Raw genomic sequence first — 16,427 nt, forward strand, 5'->3', positions numbered from 1 at the left:
CGATTGTGAGCCAAAATTCAGTCGGCTGGCAGCGGTCTCCGAGATAGAATTTGACGAACCGGCGGCATGGCGACCCTCGTGCCGGACCGGACCAACCAACGGGAATTCGACCATGTCGGACCTAGACCGTAACTACGCTTCTCCTTTCGGCAGGGCCGCCGGGCGTGTTGACGCCGCGACGGTCGATGCCGGCCTGCGCGCCTATATGCTGCGCATCTACAACTACATGAGCATTGGCCTGGCCATCACCGGCCTTGCCGCGCTCGGCGTCTACATGGCCGCCGTGACCGACGTTCCGACGGCGGACGCCGTCCGCGTCGGCAAGGTGTTCCTGACACCGTTCGGCTACGCCATGTTCGTCAGCCCCCTGAAGTGGCTGTTCATCCTGGCGCCGCTCGCGATGGTGTTCGTGATCTCGGCGGGCATCAACCGTCTGGCACCCTCGACCGCCCAGATCCTGTTCTGGGTGTTCGCGGCGCTGATGGGCATCTCGCTGTCGTCGATCTTCCTGGTGTTCACGCACACCTCGATCGTGCGGGTGTTCTTCATCACCGCGGCGACCTTCGGTGCGCTGAGCCTCTACGGCTACACCACCAAGCGTGACCTGACCGGCATGGGCTCGTTCCTGTTCATGGGCCTGATCGGCATCGTTCTCGCCAGCCTGGTGAACCTGTTCCTGGCCAGCTCGATGCTGCAGTTCATCGTGTCGGTGGTCGGCGTGCTGGTGTTCTCGGGCCTGACCGCCTGGGATACCCAGCGGCTGAAGAACGACTACATCTACGGCTATGCCTCGGCCGGCGGTGACGTCGCAGAGCGTTCGGCCATCACCGGCGCACTGTCGCTGTACCTGAACTTCATCAACCTGTTCACGCTGCTGCTGCAGCTCCTCGGCCAGCGCGAGTAAGCTCTGAGACGAGAGAACGGACACGAACCCCGGCCGAAAGGCCGGGGTTTTTGTTTTGAGGGTACGGCCTCTCCCCGTCATTGCGAGGAGCTCGCGACAAAATTGCGCAGCAATTTTGCGCCGATGCGACGACGCAATCCAGAGCCCCTCCGCAGATGCATTTCTGGATTGCTTCGCTGCGCTCGCAATGACGGGTGTGGAGGCAGCGCAGCCTCTTCCGGCCCCTCAGGGAACGCTCTATCCTTCCCCCATGTCCGCACCCGATATCAGGCCCACCACCGAGGCCGACCTCCCCGCCGTCACCGCCATCTACCAGCAGGCCGTCCGCGAGGGCACGGCGACGTTCGAGCTGGAGCCGCCCGACCTCTCGGAAATGACGCGCCGCTATCGCGCGCTGATCGACGGCGGCTATCCCTATTTCGTCGCCATGCTGGACGGCCGCGTGGCCGGCTATGCCTATGCCGGCGCCTACCGGCCGCGGCCCGCCTATCGTTTCACGGTGGAGAACTCGATCTATCTCGATCCGTCCTTCCACCGCCGCGGCGTCGGCTCAATGCTGCTGGAACGGCTGATCGTCGAATGCGAAGCGCGCGGCTTTCGCCAGATGATCGCTGTCATCGGCGATTCCGCCAATGCCGGGTCGATCGGCGTGCACACAAGGTGCGGCTTCAAGATGATCGGCACACATCCCAGTGTCGGGCTGAAATTCGGCCGCTGGCTGGACACCGTGATGATGCAACGCGACCTCGGCGAGGGCGCAAGCACGGTGCCGGGGAAGTAGTTCATCCGTCATTCCGGGGCGATGCGCAGCATCGAACCCGGAATCCATTGAACGGCAGGGGCGGTGGAGGGATGGATTCTCGGGTGCGCAATTGCGCACCAGCTCGCGACTTCGTCGCGCCCCGGAATGACGATCGATGGTTCGTCTACACCACCGCCAGTTTGCGATCGATCACCAGCAGCACCCGCTCGAGCTCGTGGCCGCGACGCAGGATCAGGCCGGTCGCCGAGATCACGCTGTACATGCCCTGCTTGCGCGCCAGGCGCGGGTCCTTCTCGATGCGATAGATCGGCACTTCCGAGGCGCGGCGATAGACCGAGAACACGGCGCGGTCCTTCAGGAAGTCGATGGCATAGTCGCGCCATTCGCCGTCGGCGACCATGCGGCCGTAGAGATTGAGAATCCGGTGCAGCTCGAGCCGGTTGAACGTCACCCGGTTCGGCTGCGCATGCGCCGCGGCAGGACGCGCCGCCGCGCGCTGCTCGCTCGGATCGGCATCCTCCGACGTCAGACTCATGGGAAGCGCCTCCTCATCGCACGGCTACCCGCGTCCGCCAAGATCGTCCCGGAACCGCGTTCGTGACAATTGCATGATTGCGCCAACCGTTCCGCATCGCAAGGGGCTCGACCTATCGAATCGGCGTCGCATCAGGGCACACGCAAGGGTGGAACTCCGTCGCGGCAAACCGTCACGGGATCGTTAGCAGGAATCATAGTATCGCCGCTTTTCCGCCAACCGCCTGCCGCCCTGCACTGCGAAAAGGGTGACGTGCGTTGACCCGGTCCTTTCGGTTCCGGATTCCTCAGCCCCCAGCCCCCCGGGGTCGAACAGGATCGGGTCTGTACGCACGACAAGGAGGGCCAACGCAAGTTGGTCCTTTTTTGTTTGTGCCGAGATGTTTCCGGTCTGCCGTCATTCCGGGGCGCGCGAAGCGCGAGCCCGGAATCCATTTACCATCACACAAGCTGAGAAATGGATTCCGGGTTCGCGCCAAGAGGCGCGCCCCGGAATGACGAGCATCAATTGCTGAGACGTTCTGCCTGCTTCAATGCAGCGACGTGTAGGCCGCACCCAGCATCGGGCCCGGCCTCTCGCGGCTGCCGTCCTGGACGTAGACCACCGCGCCGTCGACGCCGTCGCGCGTGAGGTTCTCGATCGGCACCGTCCAGCTCTCCGGACGGCCGGTCCAGTCGCCGACCTTGAGCAGGCTGCGCACCACGTTGTGATAGGTGACCTGCTGCCCCTTGTTCTCGCCGCGGGTGATCGCGATCGGCACCGACTTCGCGATCGAGCAGATCCAGACCTCTCCGCGCGAGACCGTGGGCTCCTTGCTTGCGGCTACCGACACGTTGATCTGCTTGCCCGAGAGCGACATCGTCACCGGCACGCTCATCACGCCAGTGCCCTTGTCGGTCTTGCCGATCGCGTTCTCGATGCCGGTGCGATCGCTGCCGATGACATGGGTGGAGCCGTTGACCACGACCTGCGGCGTGTAGACCTCGCGGTCGCCGCGCATGCGCGAATAGGCACGCTGCCGTGCAGAGAAGCGCGAATCCGCCAGTGTGTCCTTCCAGCCGAGATAGTCCCAATAATCGATCGGCATGCTCAGCGCGATGACGGAGGGGTCCTTGGAGAGATCGCCGATGATCTGGTCGGCGGGCGGGCAGGAGGAGCAGCCCTGCGAGGTGAACAATTCGACGACGGCGCGGGGTTCAGCCTCGGCAGGACGAATGACGGCGATGATCGCACATATGCCGAGAGCTCCCGACCAGAGGGCGCCGGACCAACGTGGAATCAGATGGGAAGCCGTCATTGTCGTCATGTCGAACGCCGCACACCGTTGCTCTCAGAGGGAAATCTTATCGCCGGATGGTCACCGTAGTCTTACGGGGCGCGGTACATTCATCCATCCGGGCCACCGTCCAAAGGGAGGTTTTCCGCCGGGCGGGCCCATCTGAAGCGTACCGCAAACGCGCGAAGGCGGCCTTTGATAGGCCGCCTTCGTTAAGGCTTCTACTCACTTCGCAGTGAGCCATCATTCACAAATCCGCGTTTACGCCGCGAGCTTGCGCAGCACGTAGTGCAGGATGCCGCCGTTGCGGTAGTAGTCGAGCTCGTCCAGCGTATCGATGCGGCAGAGCAGCGAAACGCGCTGCAGCGAACCGTCGCCGGAGACGATCTCCGCAGTCAGCTTCTGGCGCGGCTTGAGGTCGCCGACGAGGCCGCGGATGGTCACCTTCTCGTCGCCCTTCAGCCCAAGCGACTGCCAGGAGGTGCCTTCCTCGAAGGTCAGCGGCAGCACGCCCATGCCGACCAGGTTGGAGCGGTGGATGCGCTCGAAGCTCTGGCAGATCACGGCGCGCACGCCGAGCAGGCGCGTGCCCTTGGCGGCCCAGTCGCGCGAGGAGCCGTTGCCATACTCGGCACCGGCGAACACCACCAGCGGCACCTTCTCTTCCTGGTACTTCATCGCGGCGTCGTAGATCGACATCTGCTCGCCGTCGGGCCAGTGCTTGGTCAGGCCGCCCTCGGGGATGTTTCCGTCCGCGCCCTTCAGCATGAAGTTCTTGATGCGGATGTTGGCGAAGGTGCCGCGCATCATCACTTCATGGTTGCCGCGACGCGTGCCGTACTGGTTGAAGTCGGCCGGACGCACCTGGTGCTCGCTGAGATATTTGCCGGCGGGCGAGGTGAGCTTGATCGAGCCGGCCGGCGAGATGTGGTCGGTGGTGATCTTGTCGCCGAACATGGCGAGGATGCGCGCCTCGACGATGTCGGTGACCGGCTCCGGCTCCTTCTTCATGCCTTCGAAGTAGGGCGGGTTCTGCACATAGGTCGAAGACATGTTCCAGCGATAGGTCTCACTCTCGACTGTCTTGATCTTGCGCCAGTTGGTGTCGCCCTTGAACACGTCGGCATACTTCTTCTTGAAGATCGACGCGGTCACGAACTTCTTCATGAAGGCGTTGATCTCCTTGGTCGTCGGCCAGATGTCCTTCAGGTACACCGGCTTGCCGTCCTTGCCCTCGCCGAGCGGCTCGGTGGCGAGGTTCTTGGTGACGCTGCCCGCGAGCGCGTAGGCGACCACCAGCGGCGGCGAGGCCAGGTAGTTCGCCTGCACATCCGGCGAAACGCGGCCTTCGAAGTTGCGGTTGCCGGAGAGCACGGCGGCCGCGACGACGCCGTTGTCGTTGATCGACTTCGAGATCTCCTCAGGCAGCGGACCGGAATTGCCGATGCAGGTGGTGCAGCCGAAGCCGACCAGGTTGAATCCGACTTTGTCGAGATCGGGCTGCAGACCGGAATTGGCGAGATATTCCGCGACCACCTGGCTGCCCGGCGCGAGCGAGGTCTTCACCCACGGCTTTGCCTTGAGGCCCTTCGCAGCCGCATTGCGCGCGAGCAGGCCGGCACCGATGAGCACGCTCGGGTTCGAGGTGTTGGTGCAGGAGGTGATCGCGGCGATCACGACGTCGCCATGGCCGATGTCGAAGTTCTTGCCTTCGACGGGGAAGCGCTTGGCCGGCTCCTCGGCCTTCTTGTACTCGCTGGCGAGCGCGAGCGAGAAGCCGTCCGCGACGGTGGGCAGCGCGATGCGGCCTTCGGGGCGCTTCGGCCCGGCCATCGACGGCACGACGTCGCCGAGGTCGAGGGTCAGCGTTTCCGTGAACACGGGGTCGGGCGACTTGGCGGTGCGGAACAGGCCCTGCGCCTTGGCATAGGCCTGCACCAGCGCGACGCGGGCCGAGGCACGGCCGGAGGTCTTGAGATAATCGAGCGCGGCGGCATCGACCGGGAAGAAGCCGCAGGTCGCGCCGTATTCGGGCGCCATGTTGGCGATCGTCGCCTTGTCGGCGACCGAGAGGTGGTCGAGGCCGGGGCCGAAGAACTCGACGAACTTGCCGACCACGCCGAGCTTGCGCAGCATCTGCGTCACGGTGAGCACGAGGTCGGTCGCGGTGACGCCTTCCTTCAGCGCGCCCTTCAGCTTGAAACCGACGACGTTGGGCAGCAGCATCGACAGCGGCTGGCCGAGCATGCAGGCTTCCGCCTCGATGCCGCCGACGCCCCAGCCGAGCACGGCAAGGCCGTTGACCATGGTGGTGTGCGAATCGGTGCCGACCAGCGAATCGGGATAGGCCACCTCGAAGGTGCCGGTCTTCTTACCGACGGTCATCTTCTCCTTCTTGGTCCAGACCGTCTGGGCCAGATATTCGAGATTGACCTGGTGGCAGATGCCGGTGCCGGGCGGCACGACGGAGAAGTTCGAGAAGGCCTTCTGGCCCCACTTCAGGAACTCGTAGCGCTCCTGGTTCTGCTTGTATTCCTCGGTGACGTTCTTGCCGAAAGCCTTGTTGTCGCCGAAGAAGTTCACGATCACGGAATGGTCGATGACGAGATCGACGGGCACCAAGGGGTTGATCTTCTCAGGCTCGCCGCCGAGCTTCTGCATCGCGTTGCGCATCGCGGCGAGGTCGACCACCGCGGGCACGCCGGTGAAGTCCTGCATCAGCACCCGCGCCGGGCGGAAGGCGATCTCATGCTCCAGCGACTTCTTGCGCAGCCATTTCGACACCGCGACGATGTCTTCCTTCTTGACCGAGCGGCCATCCTCGTTGCGCAGCAAATTCTCGAGCAGGACCTTCATCGAGTAGGGAAGTTTCGAAATTCCCTTCAGACCATTCTTCTCGGCGGTGGGCAGGCTGTAATAGACATAGGTCTTGGCGCCGACCTTGAGAGTCTTTTTGCATTTGAAGCTGTCGAGCGAGGTCATGTAGGAGATCCCAATTGCTAGTTATACCCGGCAGGGTATTTTAACACCGTCAGCGTATCAGGCTGGGCCGCTTGCAGGGGCAGGTTGAGTTGCTGCATCAAGTAGTTCCGGGCTTATAGAAGCTTTCTAACCGCGCCGCCACAGCCACTATCGTGCCGCAGCAATTCGCGAGCCAAAAATTCCCATGCGCTACCCCAAGATTTCCTGAGGCCCGGCTGTGAGCGGACTGAACCAAGGCGACATGCGGCTGTCAGGTCACGGGCTGAGATGCGTGCGGGGCGGGCGCGAGGTGTTCGCCGGGCTCGATTTCGCGGCCGGGTCGGGCGAGGCCGTGGCTGTGATGGGGCGCAATGGATCGGGCAAGACCTCGCTGCTCCGGCTGATCGCGGGCCTGCTCGTTCCGGCCGGCGGGACGATCGCGGTGGAGGGAGGCGATGGCGAGCTGACCCTGGCGGAGCAGTGCCACTATCTCGGCCATCGCGATGCCCTGAAGCCGGCGTTGAGCGTGGCCGAAAACCTGACGTTTTGGGCTGATTTTCTCGGCGGCGAGCGTTTCGATGCCGTCGAGAGCCTTGCCAAGGTGGGGCTCGACCACGCCATCCATCTGCCCGCCGGATTCCTGTCCGCGGGACAGCGCCGCCGGCTCTCGCTGGCGCGGCTGCTGACGGTCCGCCGCCCGGTCTGGCTCCTGGACGAGCCGACCAATGCGCTTGATGTCGCCGGTCAGGACATGTTCGCCGGCCTGATGCGCGAGCATCTGGCCGGCGGCGGCATGATCGTCGCAGCGACGCATGCCCCGCTCGGGATCGAATCGCGGGAGCTGCGGATCGGGGGTGTGGCGTGAAGTTCAGGCACCCTCAGTTTTCCAAGCGGCCGGGCTCGGCTCTCTCCATTCCCTCCCCCCACAAGGGGGAAGGGAGCGCAGTGTGCCTGTGGCTGTCGGATGCGTTCCCAGAAGCTGGAAGCCTCTCATGACCGCCCTTGCCGCCCTCATCCGCCGGGACATCAGGATTGCGCTTCGCGTCGGCGGCGGGGCGCTGATCGGGGTGCTGTTCTTCCTGACCGTGGTGGTGCTGATGCCGTTCGCGGTCGGGCCGGATCTGGCGCTGCTGTCGCGGCTGGGACCTGCGATCCTCTGGCTCGGCGCCCTCCTAGCCAGCCTGCTGACCCTCGACCGGCTGTTCATGGCCGACCATGAGGACGGCTCGCTTGACCTGATCACGATGAGCCGGACGCCGCTGGAACTCGCCTGCGCCGCCAAGGCGCTGGCGCATTGGCTCGCCGCCGGCCTGCCGCTGATTGTCGCAACCCCCGTGCTCGGCCTGTTGCTCAACCTCGACATGATCGCCACGGCCGCGGTGGCGCTGACGCTGCTGGCGGGCACTCCGGCGCTGACCTTCACCGGCATGATCGGCGCGGCGCTGGCGGTGACGCTGCATCGCGGCGGGCTGTTGATGGCGGTGCTGGTGCTGCCGCTGTCGATTCCCGTGCTGATTTTCGGCGTTGCGGCCTCGCAGGCGGTGATCGTCGGTCCCATGACCTTCGGCGCGCCGTTCTCGATCCTGTGCGCACTGTCGCTGGTCAGCCTCGTGATCGGCCCGTTCGCGGCCGCAGCAAGCCTGCGGCATGGCCTCGACTGAGATGGGCTCGACGGACCTTGACCCGGATCAACTTTCGCGACGGGCTTTCGTGCTGATTGCCTGAGCGGCCCCCGGTGATTATCAGGATACCATGACGCTGATCGACCTCGCCAACCCCACGCGGTTCCTCGCGCTGACAGCGCGGGTGTTGCCGTGGCTGGCGGCCGCGACAATCATCCTGCTCACGATCGGTCTCTATCAAGCTGCGCTCGCGCCCGACGACTATCAGCAGGGCGCGACCGTCAAGATCATGTTCATCCACGTGCCCAATGCCTGGCTGTCGATGTTCGTGTGGGGCGTGATGAGCATCGCATCGTTGGGCACGCTGGTGTGGCGGCATCCGCTCGCCGACGTCGCCGCCAAGGCCGCAGCTCCGATCGGCGCCGCCTTCACCTTCCTCGCACTGCTCACGGGCTCGCTCTGGGGCCGGCCGATGTGGGGCACCTATTGGGAGTGGGACGCGCGGCTGACCTCGGTGCTGATCCTGTTCCTGATGTATCTCGGCCTGATGGCGCTGTGGCGCGCGGTCGACGATCCCTCGCGTGCGGCGCGCGCCGCCGCGGTGCTGACCCTGGTCGGCGCCATCAACCTGCCGATCATCAAGTTCTCGGTCGATTGGTGGAACACGCTGCACCAGCCCGCCTCGGTGATGCGCATGGGCGGCTCGGCGCTGGACAAGTCGTTCCTGATTCCGCTGCTGGTGATGGCGGTCGCCTTCACGCTGCTGTTCGTCACGCTGCACCTGGCCGCGATGCGCAACGAGATTTTGCGCCGCCGTGTCCGCTCGCTGCAGATGATGCAGGCCAGCCGGATCGCGTTTTCGAGCGAAGTGGCCGCCGGTTCGCGTGAAGACAACGCGTCCAACGAAGCTGGGGCTGCATGACGATGTCGCTCGGTCCTTATGCCTCTTTCATCGTGGCGTCTTACGCAGCTGTCGCCCTCGTGGTCGCGATCCTGATCGGCTGGGTCATGCTCGATTATCGCAGCCAGACGCAGCGCCTGCGCGAGCTGGAGCAGCGCGGCATCACCCGCCGGTCGGGCCGCAGCGCGACGGAGCCGCGATGAGCGATCAGCCTGCCTCCGCTTCGCCGCAGCGCCGCACCTTCCTGGTGATGCTGCCGCTGATCGTCTTCATCGGCCTAGCGCTTTTGTTCTGGTTCCGGCTCGGGAGTGGCGATCCCTCGCGGATTCCGTCCGCGCTGATCGGCCGGCCCGCACCGCAAACCGTGCTGCCGCCGCTCCAGGGATTGCAAGAGAATGGCACGCAGGTGCCGGGACTCGATCCGGCTGCGTTCAAGGGCAAGGTCAGCCTCGTCAACGTCTGGGCGTCCTGGTGCGTGCCCTGCCATGACGAAGCGCCGCTTTTGACCGAAATGGCAAAAGACAAGCGCTTCCAGCTGGTCGGCATCAACTACAAGGACGCCGCCGACAATGCGCGGCGCTTCCTCGGCCGCTACGGCAACCCGTTCGGCCATGTCGGCGTCGACGCCAACGGCCGCGCCTCGATCGAATGGGGCGTTTACGGCGTGCCGGAGACCTTCGTCGTCGGGCGCGAGGGCACCATCGTCTACAAGCTGGTCGGGCCGATCACGCCGCAAAATCTCAAGGCCGTGCTGATGCCGGAGCTGGAGAAGGCGCTGAAGGCAGGAAGCTGATGCCGCGCTCGTACCACACGCTCAACTGTCATCGCCCGACTTGATCGGGCGATCCAGTATTCCAGAGACGCCAGTCGTATACGGAGAAGCTGCGGCGTACTGGATGCCCCGGTCAAGCCGGGGCATGACAGCGGTATGTGGAGCGACGCTTCGCCTGTCCTTCGCCTAACCCTTGCTCACATCCCCCGCCTCGGCCTCGCTTCTCTCCAGCGAGACCGGCGCGAGATGATAGCGCTTGGTCAGCGGCATCTGGGCGATGGCGAAGATCATCGTGATCGGAGTGACGCCGAACACCTTGAAGTTCACCCAGAAATCCGTGCTTTGGGTGCGCCAGACGATCTCGTTCAGCACCGCCATTCCGGCGAAGAACAGCGCCCAGCGCAAGGTGAGGATGCGCCAGCCCTGCGGCGTCAGGTTGAACACCTGGTCGAACATCACGGCGATGAAGGAGCGGCCGAACAACAGGCCGCCGCCGAGGATCGCGGCGAACAGGCCGTAGATGATGGTCGGCTTGACCTTGATGAAGGTCTCGTCGTGCAGCACCAGGGTCAGCGTGCCGAACACCAGCACGATCACCCCCGTGACGATCGCCATGATCGGGATGTGGCGCGTCACGATGTAAGAGGCGGCCATCGCGACCGCGATGGCCACCATGAAGGCGCCGGTCGCGGCGAACAGATTGAACTTCGCGTTGACGAAGAAGAACACGAGCAGCGGACCGAGCTCGGTCGCGAGCTTGAACAGCGGATGCGGCTGGGTCTTGTCCATTCTCTCTTCCGTATCTCCCATCCTTCGAGACGACCGCTTCGCGGTCTCCTCAGGATGAGGACCTCATGTGTGGCACGACCTCATCCTGAGGAGCCGCGCAAGCGGCGTCTCGAAGGATGACGCTATTCGATTCCGGCGATGGCGCGGGCGAAGTCGCGCGCGGTGAAGGGCGCGAGATCGTCGACGCCTTCGCCGACGCCGATGAAGTGCACCGGCAGCTTGAACTTCTCCGCGAGCGCCACCAGGATGCCGCCGCGCGCGGTGCCGTCGAGCTTGGTCATCACGAGGCCGGTGACCCCGGCGGTGCGATGGAAGGCCTCGACCTGCGACAGCGCATTCTGGCCGACGGTCGCATCCAGCACCAGCAGCACGGCATGCGGCGCAGTGTCATCCACTTTGCGGATCACGCGCACGACCTTCTCGAGCTCGTTCATCAGCTCGGCCTTGTTCTGCAGGCGGCCGGCGGTGTCGATCAGCAGCACGTCGACATTCTGCTCCTTCGCCGCGGTGAGCGCGTTGAAGGCAAGGCTTGCGGAATCCGAGCCCTGCGCGCCTGCGATGACGGGCGTCTTCGTCCGCTCGCCCCAGACCTTGAGCTGCTCGATGGCGGCGGCGCGAAACGTGTCGCCGGCGGCCAGCATCACCTTGCGGCCTTCAGAGGCGAATTTCTGCGACAGCTTGCCGATCGTGGTGGTCTTGCCGGAACCGTTGACGCCGACCACGAGAATGACGAACGGCTTTTTTGCCGCATCGATCACGAGCGGCTTTGCCACCGGCGACAGCACCTTCTCGACCTCGGTGGCGACGACGTCCTTGACCTCGTCCGCCGAGATCGCCTTGTCGTAGCGGCCGGTGCCGACGGCATCGGCAATGCGCACCGCGACTGACGTGCCGAGGTCGGCGCGCAGCAGCACGTCCTCGATGTCGTCGAGCATGGCGCGGTCGAGCTTGCGCTTGGTGACGAGGTCGGCGACCGCGGTCCCGAGCGAGGACGAGGTGCGCTTCAGCCCATTGGACAGGCGGCGCCACCAGCTCAGCTTGGGGGTCTCGGAGGTGGTATCGTTCATGGTGGCGTGTTAGCCGTTCCGGCCCGTAAACGAAAGCCTTGACCGAAAGTCCTGCGATTGCTCGATGTTCCCCAATTGACCGCCGATGAGATCTTAGGCCGCGTGCTCCATCGCGACGGCCTGATGCTGGTCATCGACAAGCCGGCCGGCCTGCCGGTGCATCGCGGCCCCAAGGGTGGCCCCAATCTGGAGGATTCCTTCGACGCGCTGCGTTTCGGCCTGCCGCGACCGCCGGTGCTGGCCCACCGGCTGGACAAGGACACCTCGGGCTGCCTCGTGCTCGGCCGCCACCGCAAGGCGACGGCATCGCTGGGCCTTTTGTTCAAGCACGGCAAGATCGGCAAAACCTACTGGACCGTGGTCGAAGGGGGCCCTGCCGAGGACGAAGGCACCATCGACATGCCGCTCGGCCGACTCAATGCCGAACGCGGCTGGTGGCAGAAGCCGGATCCGGAAGGGCAGAAGGCGATCACGAACTGGAAGGTGATGGGCCGGGGCGACGGTTTCACCTGGCTTGCCATGGAACCGGTGACCGGCCGGACCCATCAATTGCGGGTGCATGCGGCCGCGAGCGGTTGGCCGATCTTCGGCGACAACATCTACGGCAACGGTCCGCGCTTCGGCGAGCCGCCACTGCACCTGCATTCGCGCGAGATCGTGGTGCCGATCTCCCGGAACAAGGAGCCGGTCCGCGTGGTGGCGCCGGCCCCGCCGCATATGCACGAGAAGCTCCGGGCCTGCGGGTGGAACGGGGAGTAATCTCTTAGACCCTCATGGTGAGGAGGCGCGTCAGCGCCGTCTCGAACCATAGAGGCCCCGCAGGCGCATCGCGGTCGTATCCATCCTTCGAGACGCCCGCTTCGCGGGGCTCCTCGGGATGAGGAGCGGTGGTCGGTCGAGAAGCGGCTGTGCTCGGCTACCGTGCCATGGTTTACGAAACCTTCAGCGCTCGCCTCTAATGATAACGGTTGCTTAGAACAAGCTTCCGTAACCGCTCAGGACGAGCCGCGCGCGATGACCAATTCCGGGCTATCGATCATCGACGAGGTCGAATCCGCACTGCGGATCGGCTCGCCGGAAAAGGGCCTGGCGACGGCCCGGCGCGTCACCGAGCTGTTCCTCTCCTCCGCCGGCAATTTCGACGACGAGCAGATCGCGCTGTTCGACGACGTGCTCGAGCGCCTGATCGGCACCATCGAGCTGCGCGCCATCGCCGATGTGGCAGCGCGCGTGGCGCTGGCCGAGATCAGCGCGCAGCTGGCGCCGGTCGCGCAGGCGCCGCCGTCGGTGATCCGCCGCCTCGCCAACAATGACGAGATCCGCATCGCCGGCCCCGTGCTGCAGGAATCCGCGCGCCTCGACGACGGCGAGCTGGTGAAGATCGCATCAGCTAAGGGCGAGCCGCATCTGCTCGCGGTCGCCGGCCGCTGGTGGCTGAAGGAGATCGTCACCGACGCGCTGCTGGCGCGCCGCTACCCCAGCGTCAGCCGGCGGCTTGCGGCCAATCCCGGCGCGCGCGTCTCCGGAAAAGGGTTCGCCATCATCGTCGGCCAGGCCGAAAGCGATCCGGAGCTCGCAGTCAGTGTCGGCGTCCGCGTCGACTTGCCCTTGGAGCTGCGCCGCCAATTGCTGCGCTCGGCGACGGACGCCGTGCGCACCCGCCTGTTGTCGCGCGCCCCGCCGCATCTGTTCGAGGAGATCCAGAGCGCGATCGCCGCCGTCGCCATCGGCGCCGAACGCGAAATGTCGGCGGTGCGCGATTTCGAAGGTGCCAAGCGCGCCATCGCCGGCCTCAAGGCCACCGGCCAGCTCGACGAGGCGACGTTGCTCGGCTTCGCCACACAGCGGCGCTATGAGGAGACGGTGGCGGCGCTGGCGGCGTTGTCGGGATCGACGGTCGAGGTGATCCGACCGCTGATGCAGAGTCTCCGCGAGGACGGCCTGCTGGTGCCGTGCAAGGCCGCACAGCTCAGCTGGGAGACCACCATGGCCGTGCTCGAATGCCGTTTCGCGACAGGCGCGATGACGCCCGCGGACATCGCGAGGACACAGGGGCATTTTGCGAGAATGACGGCGGAGAACGCCAAGCGCACGCTGCGATTCTGGCAGGTCAGGGCGTCGTAGTTTTCCCTCTCCCCTTGCGGGAGAGGGTGGCTCGCCGCGAGAGCGGCGAGACGGGTGAGGGGCCTCTCTCCGCGCATGACCTCTCAATGCGATTGCGCGGATACAACCCCTCATCCGGCGCTTCGCGCCACCTTCTCCCACAAGGGGAGAAGGAAGAGAGCAGCTGCTTACGTCGTGAGCCGCTCGCCATCAATGCCAGCAATCTTCAGCCGCACGATGCTTCCCACCCGCTCGCCCGCAATCGCCACCGGCAGATAATGCTCCGTGCGGCCCTGCCCCTCGCTCTCGATCAGCACATCGCGCCTTGCGCCGATCTCGGCTTGCAGCCGCTGCTGCAGCGCCGCCTCTCCTACCGCGCGCAGCCGCTTCGCACGCTCTTTAATGACCGGCCCCGCCACCTGCGGCATCCGCGCGGCGGGCGTGCCGGGCCGCGGCGAATAAGGGAAGACGTGCAGGAAGGTCAGTCCGCATTGCTCGACGAGGTCGAGCGAGCGCGAGAACATGTCCTCGGTCTCGGTCGGGAAGCCCGCGATGATGTCGGCGCCGAAGACGACATCGGGGCGTAGGCGGCGTACCTGCTCGCAGAAGCCAATCGCATCCTGCCGCGAATGCCGCCGCTTCATGCGCTTCAGGATCATGTCGTCGCCCGACTGCAGCGACAGGTGCAGGTGCGGCATCAGGCGCGCATCCTCCGCGATGGCATCGAGCAGGTCGTCATCCGCCTCGATCGAATCGATCGAGGAGATACGCAGGCGCTTGAGCTCGGGCACATGGCGCAGGATCTGCTTGGTCAGCAGGCCGAGCTTGGGCGCGCCGGGCAGGTCTGCGCCGTAGCTCGTGAGATCGACGCCGGTCAGCACGATCTCGGCATGGCCGCGCTCGACCAGGGTGCGCACCTGATCGACCACCGCGCCCATCGGCACCGAGCGCGAATTGCCGCGGCCGAACGGGATGATGCAGAAGGTGCAGCGATGATCGCAGCCGTTCTGCACCTGCACGAAGACGCGCGGCAGGCCGCTCGCATAGCCATCGACGAGGTGCGGCGCCATCTCCTTCACCGCCATGATGTCGCTGACGGCGATCTTCTCGCTGGCGCCAAGATCGAAAGCGTGGCGCGTCTCCCGCCACGCTTCGCCGCGCATCTTGTCGTCATTGCCGACGACGCGATCGACCTCGGCCATGCCCGCAAAGATCGCAGCCTGCGTCTGCGCCGCGCAGCCGGTGACGACGATGCGCGCCTCGGGGCGCTCGCGCTTCAACTTGCGGATCGACTGGCGCGCCTGCGCCACCGCCTCGTTGGTGACGGCGCAGCTGTTGATGACGATGGTGTCGGAAAGCCCTGCGACTTCCGCCTTGCTGCGGATCACCTCGGCCTCGAAGGCGTTGAGGCGGCAGCCGAAGGTGACGATGTCGACGGCCATCAGGCGACCGGCGCGAACAGCGCCGGATCGAAGCTGCCCTCATATTCGAAGGTCGCGGTGCCCGTCATCAGCACGTGGTCGTCGCGCTCGCGCCATTCGATGCCGAGCTTGCCGCCGGGCAATGTGATCTCGACCTTGCGCTCGGCGCGCTTCAGCCGCGCGGCGGCGACCCCCGTGGCGCAGGCCGCCGACCCGCACGCCTTGGTCAGGCCGGCACCGCGCTCCCAGGTGCGGATCGTGATGTGCTCGCGATCGACGATATGGGCCAGCGTGATGTTGGCGCGCTCGGGGAAGATCGGATGGTTTTCCAAGAGCGGACCGAAGCGGCCGAGATCGTAGGCGTTGACGTCGTCGACCCAGAACACCGCGTGCGGATTGCCCATGCTCACCACTGAGGGCGAATGCAGAATGGGATTGTCGATCGGCCCGATCTGCAATTCGATGTAGCGGGTGTCGCGAAACTCTTCCGCCAGCGGAATGTCCTGCCAGCCGAATTTCGGCGCGCCCATATCCACTGTGTAGAGGTCGGGCGCCGGACCCTGCCAGGCATTGAGCAGGCCGGCGGCCGTCTCGAAGGTCGCACTGGTCTGCCCGGTCTTCTCGAAGATGCGGCGCACGACGCAGCGCATGCCGTTGCCGCAGGCACCGGCCTCGGAGCCGTCATTGTTGTAGATGCTGATGAAGGCCTCGGTGCCGTCGAGCCGCGGCCTCTGCAGCACCATGAGCTGGTCGTAAGCCACGCCGCCGTTCGCGGACGCGACGGCGCGGGCATCGTCCGGCGTGACCTTGGCCGCCGAATCGCGCAAGTCGACAACGACGATCTCGTTGCCGATGCCGTTCATCTTGGCAAATGCGTGGTTGGCCAGCGCGCTCATGAAAATTCCCGAATTTCGCCTGCCTTATATGGCGATCCTCGGCTGCTTGGCCAGTGATTTGCCACCCGGGTCGGGACATCGGGCAAGTTGCCTGCCATGACGCATCTGTCATGGGACGAATTCGGCGCTCGCGTGTTAGAACGGCGCGGTTCGCGCGAACCGGGACGCGCGGACGGGTTAAGGCCTTGGTGGGTAAGGCCTTGATGAATTGAGGCCCCGACGAAGCGGGCCTCGGGGAGAATAAAATGAACACTTTTCGTCGCCTCGCTTTGGCCGCGCTGATCCCGGCTGCGGCCTTGTCGCATGGGCTGTCAGGCGCTCTGGCGCAGACCGCGAGCCCGGCGCCGGCCGCATCGGCAAGTCCCTCGCCGGCCCCGACGGCTTCGCCCGCCCCGGCTGCAAGTGCCTCGCCCGCCC

16 protein-coding genes are annotated in these 16,427 nt (G+C 65.4%); 9 read left to right on the forward strand and 7 right to left on the reverse strand.

From position 1 onward, the window contains the following. Positions 1 to 112: 112 nt before the first annotated feature. Together I6F37_RS36500 and I6F37_RS36505 are read left to right on the forward strand one after the other, a co-directional pair. A complete protein-coding gene (locus I6F37_RS36500; protein ID WP_036008808.1) occupies positions 113 to 904 on the forward strand; it encodes a Bax inhibitor-1/YccA family protein in 792 nt (263 codons plus the stop codon). Between the two features lie 250 nt (positions 905 to 1,154). After that, complete coding sequence (locus I6F37_RS36505) at positions 1,155 to 1,685, forward strand: GNAT family N-acetyltransferase (protein WP_036008811.1); 531 nt, start codon at positions 1,155 to 1,157, stop codon at positions 1,683 to 1,685. A 145-nt stretch (positions 1,686 to 1,830) separates the two neighbouring features. Here the strand turns inward: I6F37_RS36505 and I6F37_RS36510 are convergent, their stop codons facing one another. The 3 genes from I6F37_RS36510 to acnA all read right to left on the reverse strand — a co-directional run bounded on the left by I6F37_RS36510 (position 1,831) and on the right by acnA (position 6,460). Beyond that, a complete protein-coding gene (locus tag I6F37_RS36510; RefSeq protein WP_036008814.1) occupies positions 1,831 to 2,202 on the reverse strand; it encodes a DUF2794 domain-containing protein in 372 nt (123 codons plus the stop codon). A gap of 529 nt (positions 2,203 to 2,731) precedes the next feature. Next, complete coding sequence (locus I6F37_RS36515; RefSeq protein ID WP_057026569.1) at positions 2,732 to 3,508, reverse strand: thioredoxin family protein; 777 nt, start codon at positions 3,506 to 3,508, stop codon at positions 2,732 to 2,734. Between the two features lie 231 nt (positions 3,509 to 3,739). Further along, positions 3,740 to 6,460, reverse strand: a complete 2,721-nt coding sequence (acnA, locus tag I6F37_RS36520) for an aconitate hydratase AcnA (protein WP_036008823.1) — start codon at positions 6,458 to 6,460, stop codon at positions 3,740 to 3,742. Positions 6,461 to 6,701: 241 nt separating this feature from the next. Here acnA and ccmA point away from each other — a divergent pair, with 241 nt between their 5' ends. The 5 genes from ccmA to I6F37_RS36545 all read left to right on the forward strand — a co-directional run bounded on the left by ccmA (position 6,702) and on the right by I6F37_RS36545 (position 9,755). Continuing rightward, positions 6,702 to 7,304 (forward strand): heme ABC exporter ATP-binding protein CcmA, encoded by a 603-nt coding sequence (gene ccmA, locus I6F37_RS36525; RefSeq protein ID WP_225154062.1) that lies wholly within the window; start codon positions 6,702 to 6,704, stop codon positions 7,302 to 7,304. Between the two features lie 127 nt (positions 7,305 to 7,431). Next, positions 7,432 to 8,100 carry a heme exporter protein CcmB gene (gene ccmB, locus I6F37_RS36530; RefSeq protein ID WP_025032861.1) on the forward strand — a complete coding sequence of 223 codons (669 nt, stop codon included), beginning with the start codon at positions 7,432 to 7,434 and terminating at the stop codon, positions 8,098 to 8,100. Between the two features lie 91 nt (positions 8,101 to 8,191). Continuing rightward, positions 8,192 to 8,983, forward strand: coding sequence for a heme ABC transporter permease (locus I6F37_RS36535; RefSeq protein WP_225152571.1), 792 nt, complete (start codon positions 8,192 to 8,194; stop codon positions 8,981 to 8,983). Beyond that, entirely contained in the window at positions 8,980 to 9,165 is a 186-nt protein-coding gene (gene ccmD / locus I6F37_RS36540) for a heme exporter protein CcmD (RefSeq protein ID WP_036040763.1), read from the forward strand. Before I6F37_RS36535 ends, ccmD begins: the two co-directional genes overlap by 4 nt. Further along, on the forward strand, positions 9,162 to 9,755 hold the full coding sequence (locus I6F37_RS36545; RefSeq protein WP_036008843.1) for a DsbE family thiol:disulfide interchange protein: 594 nt from the start codon (positions 9,162 to 9,164) through the stop codon (positions 9,753 to 9,755). Before ccmD ends, I6F37_RS36545 begins: the two co-directional genes overlap by 4 nt. 165 nt (positions 9,756 to 9,920) lie before the next feature. Here I6F37_RS36545 and I6F37_RS36550 read toward each other — a convergent pair whose 3' ends face one another. Further along, positions 9,921 to 10,523 (reverse strand): septation protein A, encoded by a 603-nt coding sequence (locus I6F37_RS36550; protein WP_036008846.1) that lies wholly within the window; start codon positions 10,521 to 10,523, stop codon positions 9,921 to 9,923. A gap of 122 nt (positions 10,524 to 10,645) precedes the next feature. Further along, a complete protein-coding gene (ftsY, locus tag I6F37_RS36555; protein ID WP_036008849.1) occupies positions 10,646 to 11,590 on the reverse strand; it encodes a signal recognition particle-docking protein FtsY in 945 nt (314 codons plus the stop codon). Between the two features lie 57 nt (positions 11,591 to 11,647). Here ftsY and I6F37_RS36560 point away from each other — a divergent pair, with 57 nt between their 5' ends. Together I6F37_RS36560 and I6F37_RS36565 are read left to right on the forward strand one after the other, a co-directional pair. Then, complete coding sequence (locus I6F37_RS36560) at positions 11,648 to 12,349, forward strand: RluA family pseudouridine synthase (protein ID WP_225154059.1); 702 nt, start codon at positions 11,648 to 11,650, stop codon at positions 12,347 to 12,349. 255 nt (positions 12,350 to 12,604) lie between these two features. After that, the gene (locus tag I6F37_RS36565) at positions 12,605 to 13,714 is read left to right on the forward strand and encodes a DUF2336 domain-containing protein (RefSeq protein WP_225130738.1); all 1,110 of its coding nucleotides are present in this window, start codon (positions 12,605 to 12,607) and stop codon (positions 13,712 to 13,714) included. Between the two features lie 167 nt (positions 13,715 to 13,881). Here the strand turns inward: I6F37_RS36565 and mtaB are convergent, their stop codons facing one another. After that, complete coding sequence (mtaB, locus tag I6F37_RS36570) at positions 13,882 to 15,135, reverse strand: tRNA (N(6)-L-threonylcarbamoyladenosine(37)-C(2))-methylthiotransferase MtaB (RefSeq protein WP_225130736.1); 1,254 nt, start codon at positions 15,133 to 15,135, stop codon at positions 13,882 to 13,884. Further along, the gene (dapF, locus tag I6F37_RS36575) at positions 15,135 to 16,010 is read right to left on the reverse strand and encodes a diaminopimelate epimerase (RefSeq protein WP_225130734.1); all 876 of its coding nucleotides are present in this window, start codon (positions 16,008 to 16,010) and stop codon (positions 15,135 to 15,137) included. The genes mtaB and dapF overlap by 1 nt, the downstream gene beginning before the upstream one ends. Positions 16,011 to 16,427: the final 417 nt, after the last annotated feature.

This window comes from Bradyrhizobium sp. NBAIM08, assembly GCF_020193935.1.
GTDB classification, from domain to species: Bacteria; Pseudomonadota; Alphaproteobacteria; order Rhizobiales; family Xanthobacteraceae; genus Bradyrhizobium; species Bradyrhizobium yuanmingense.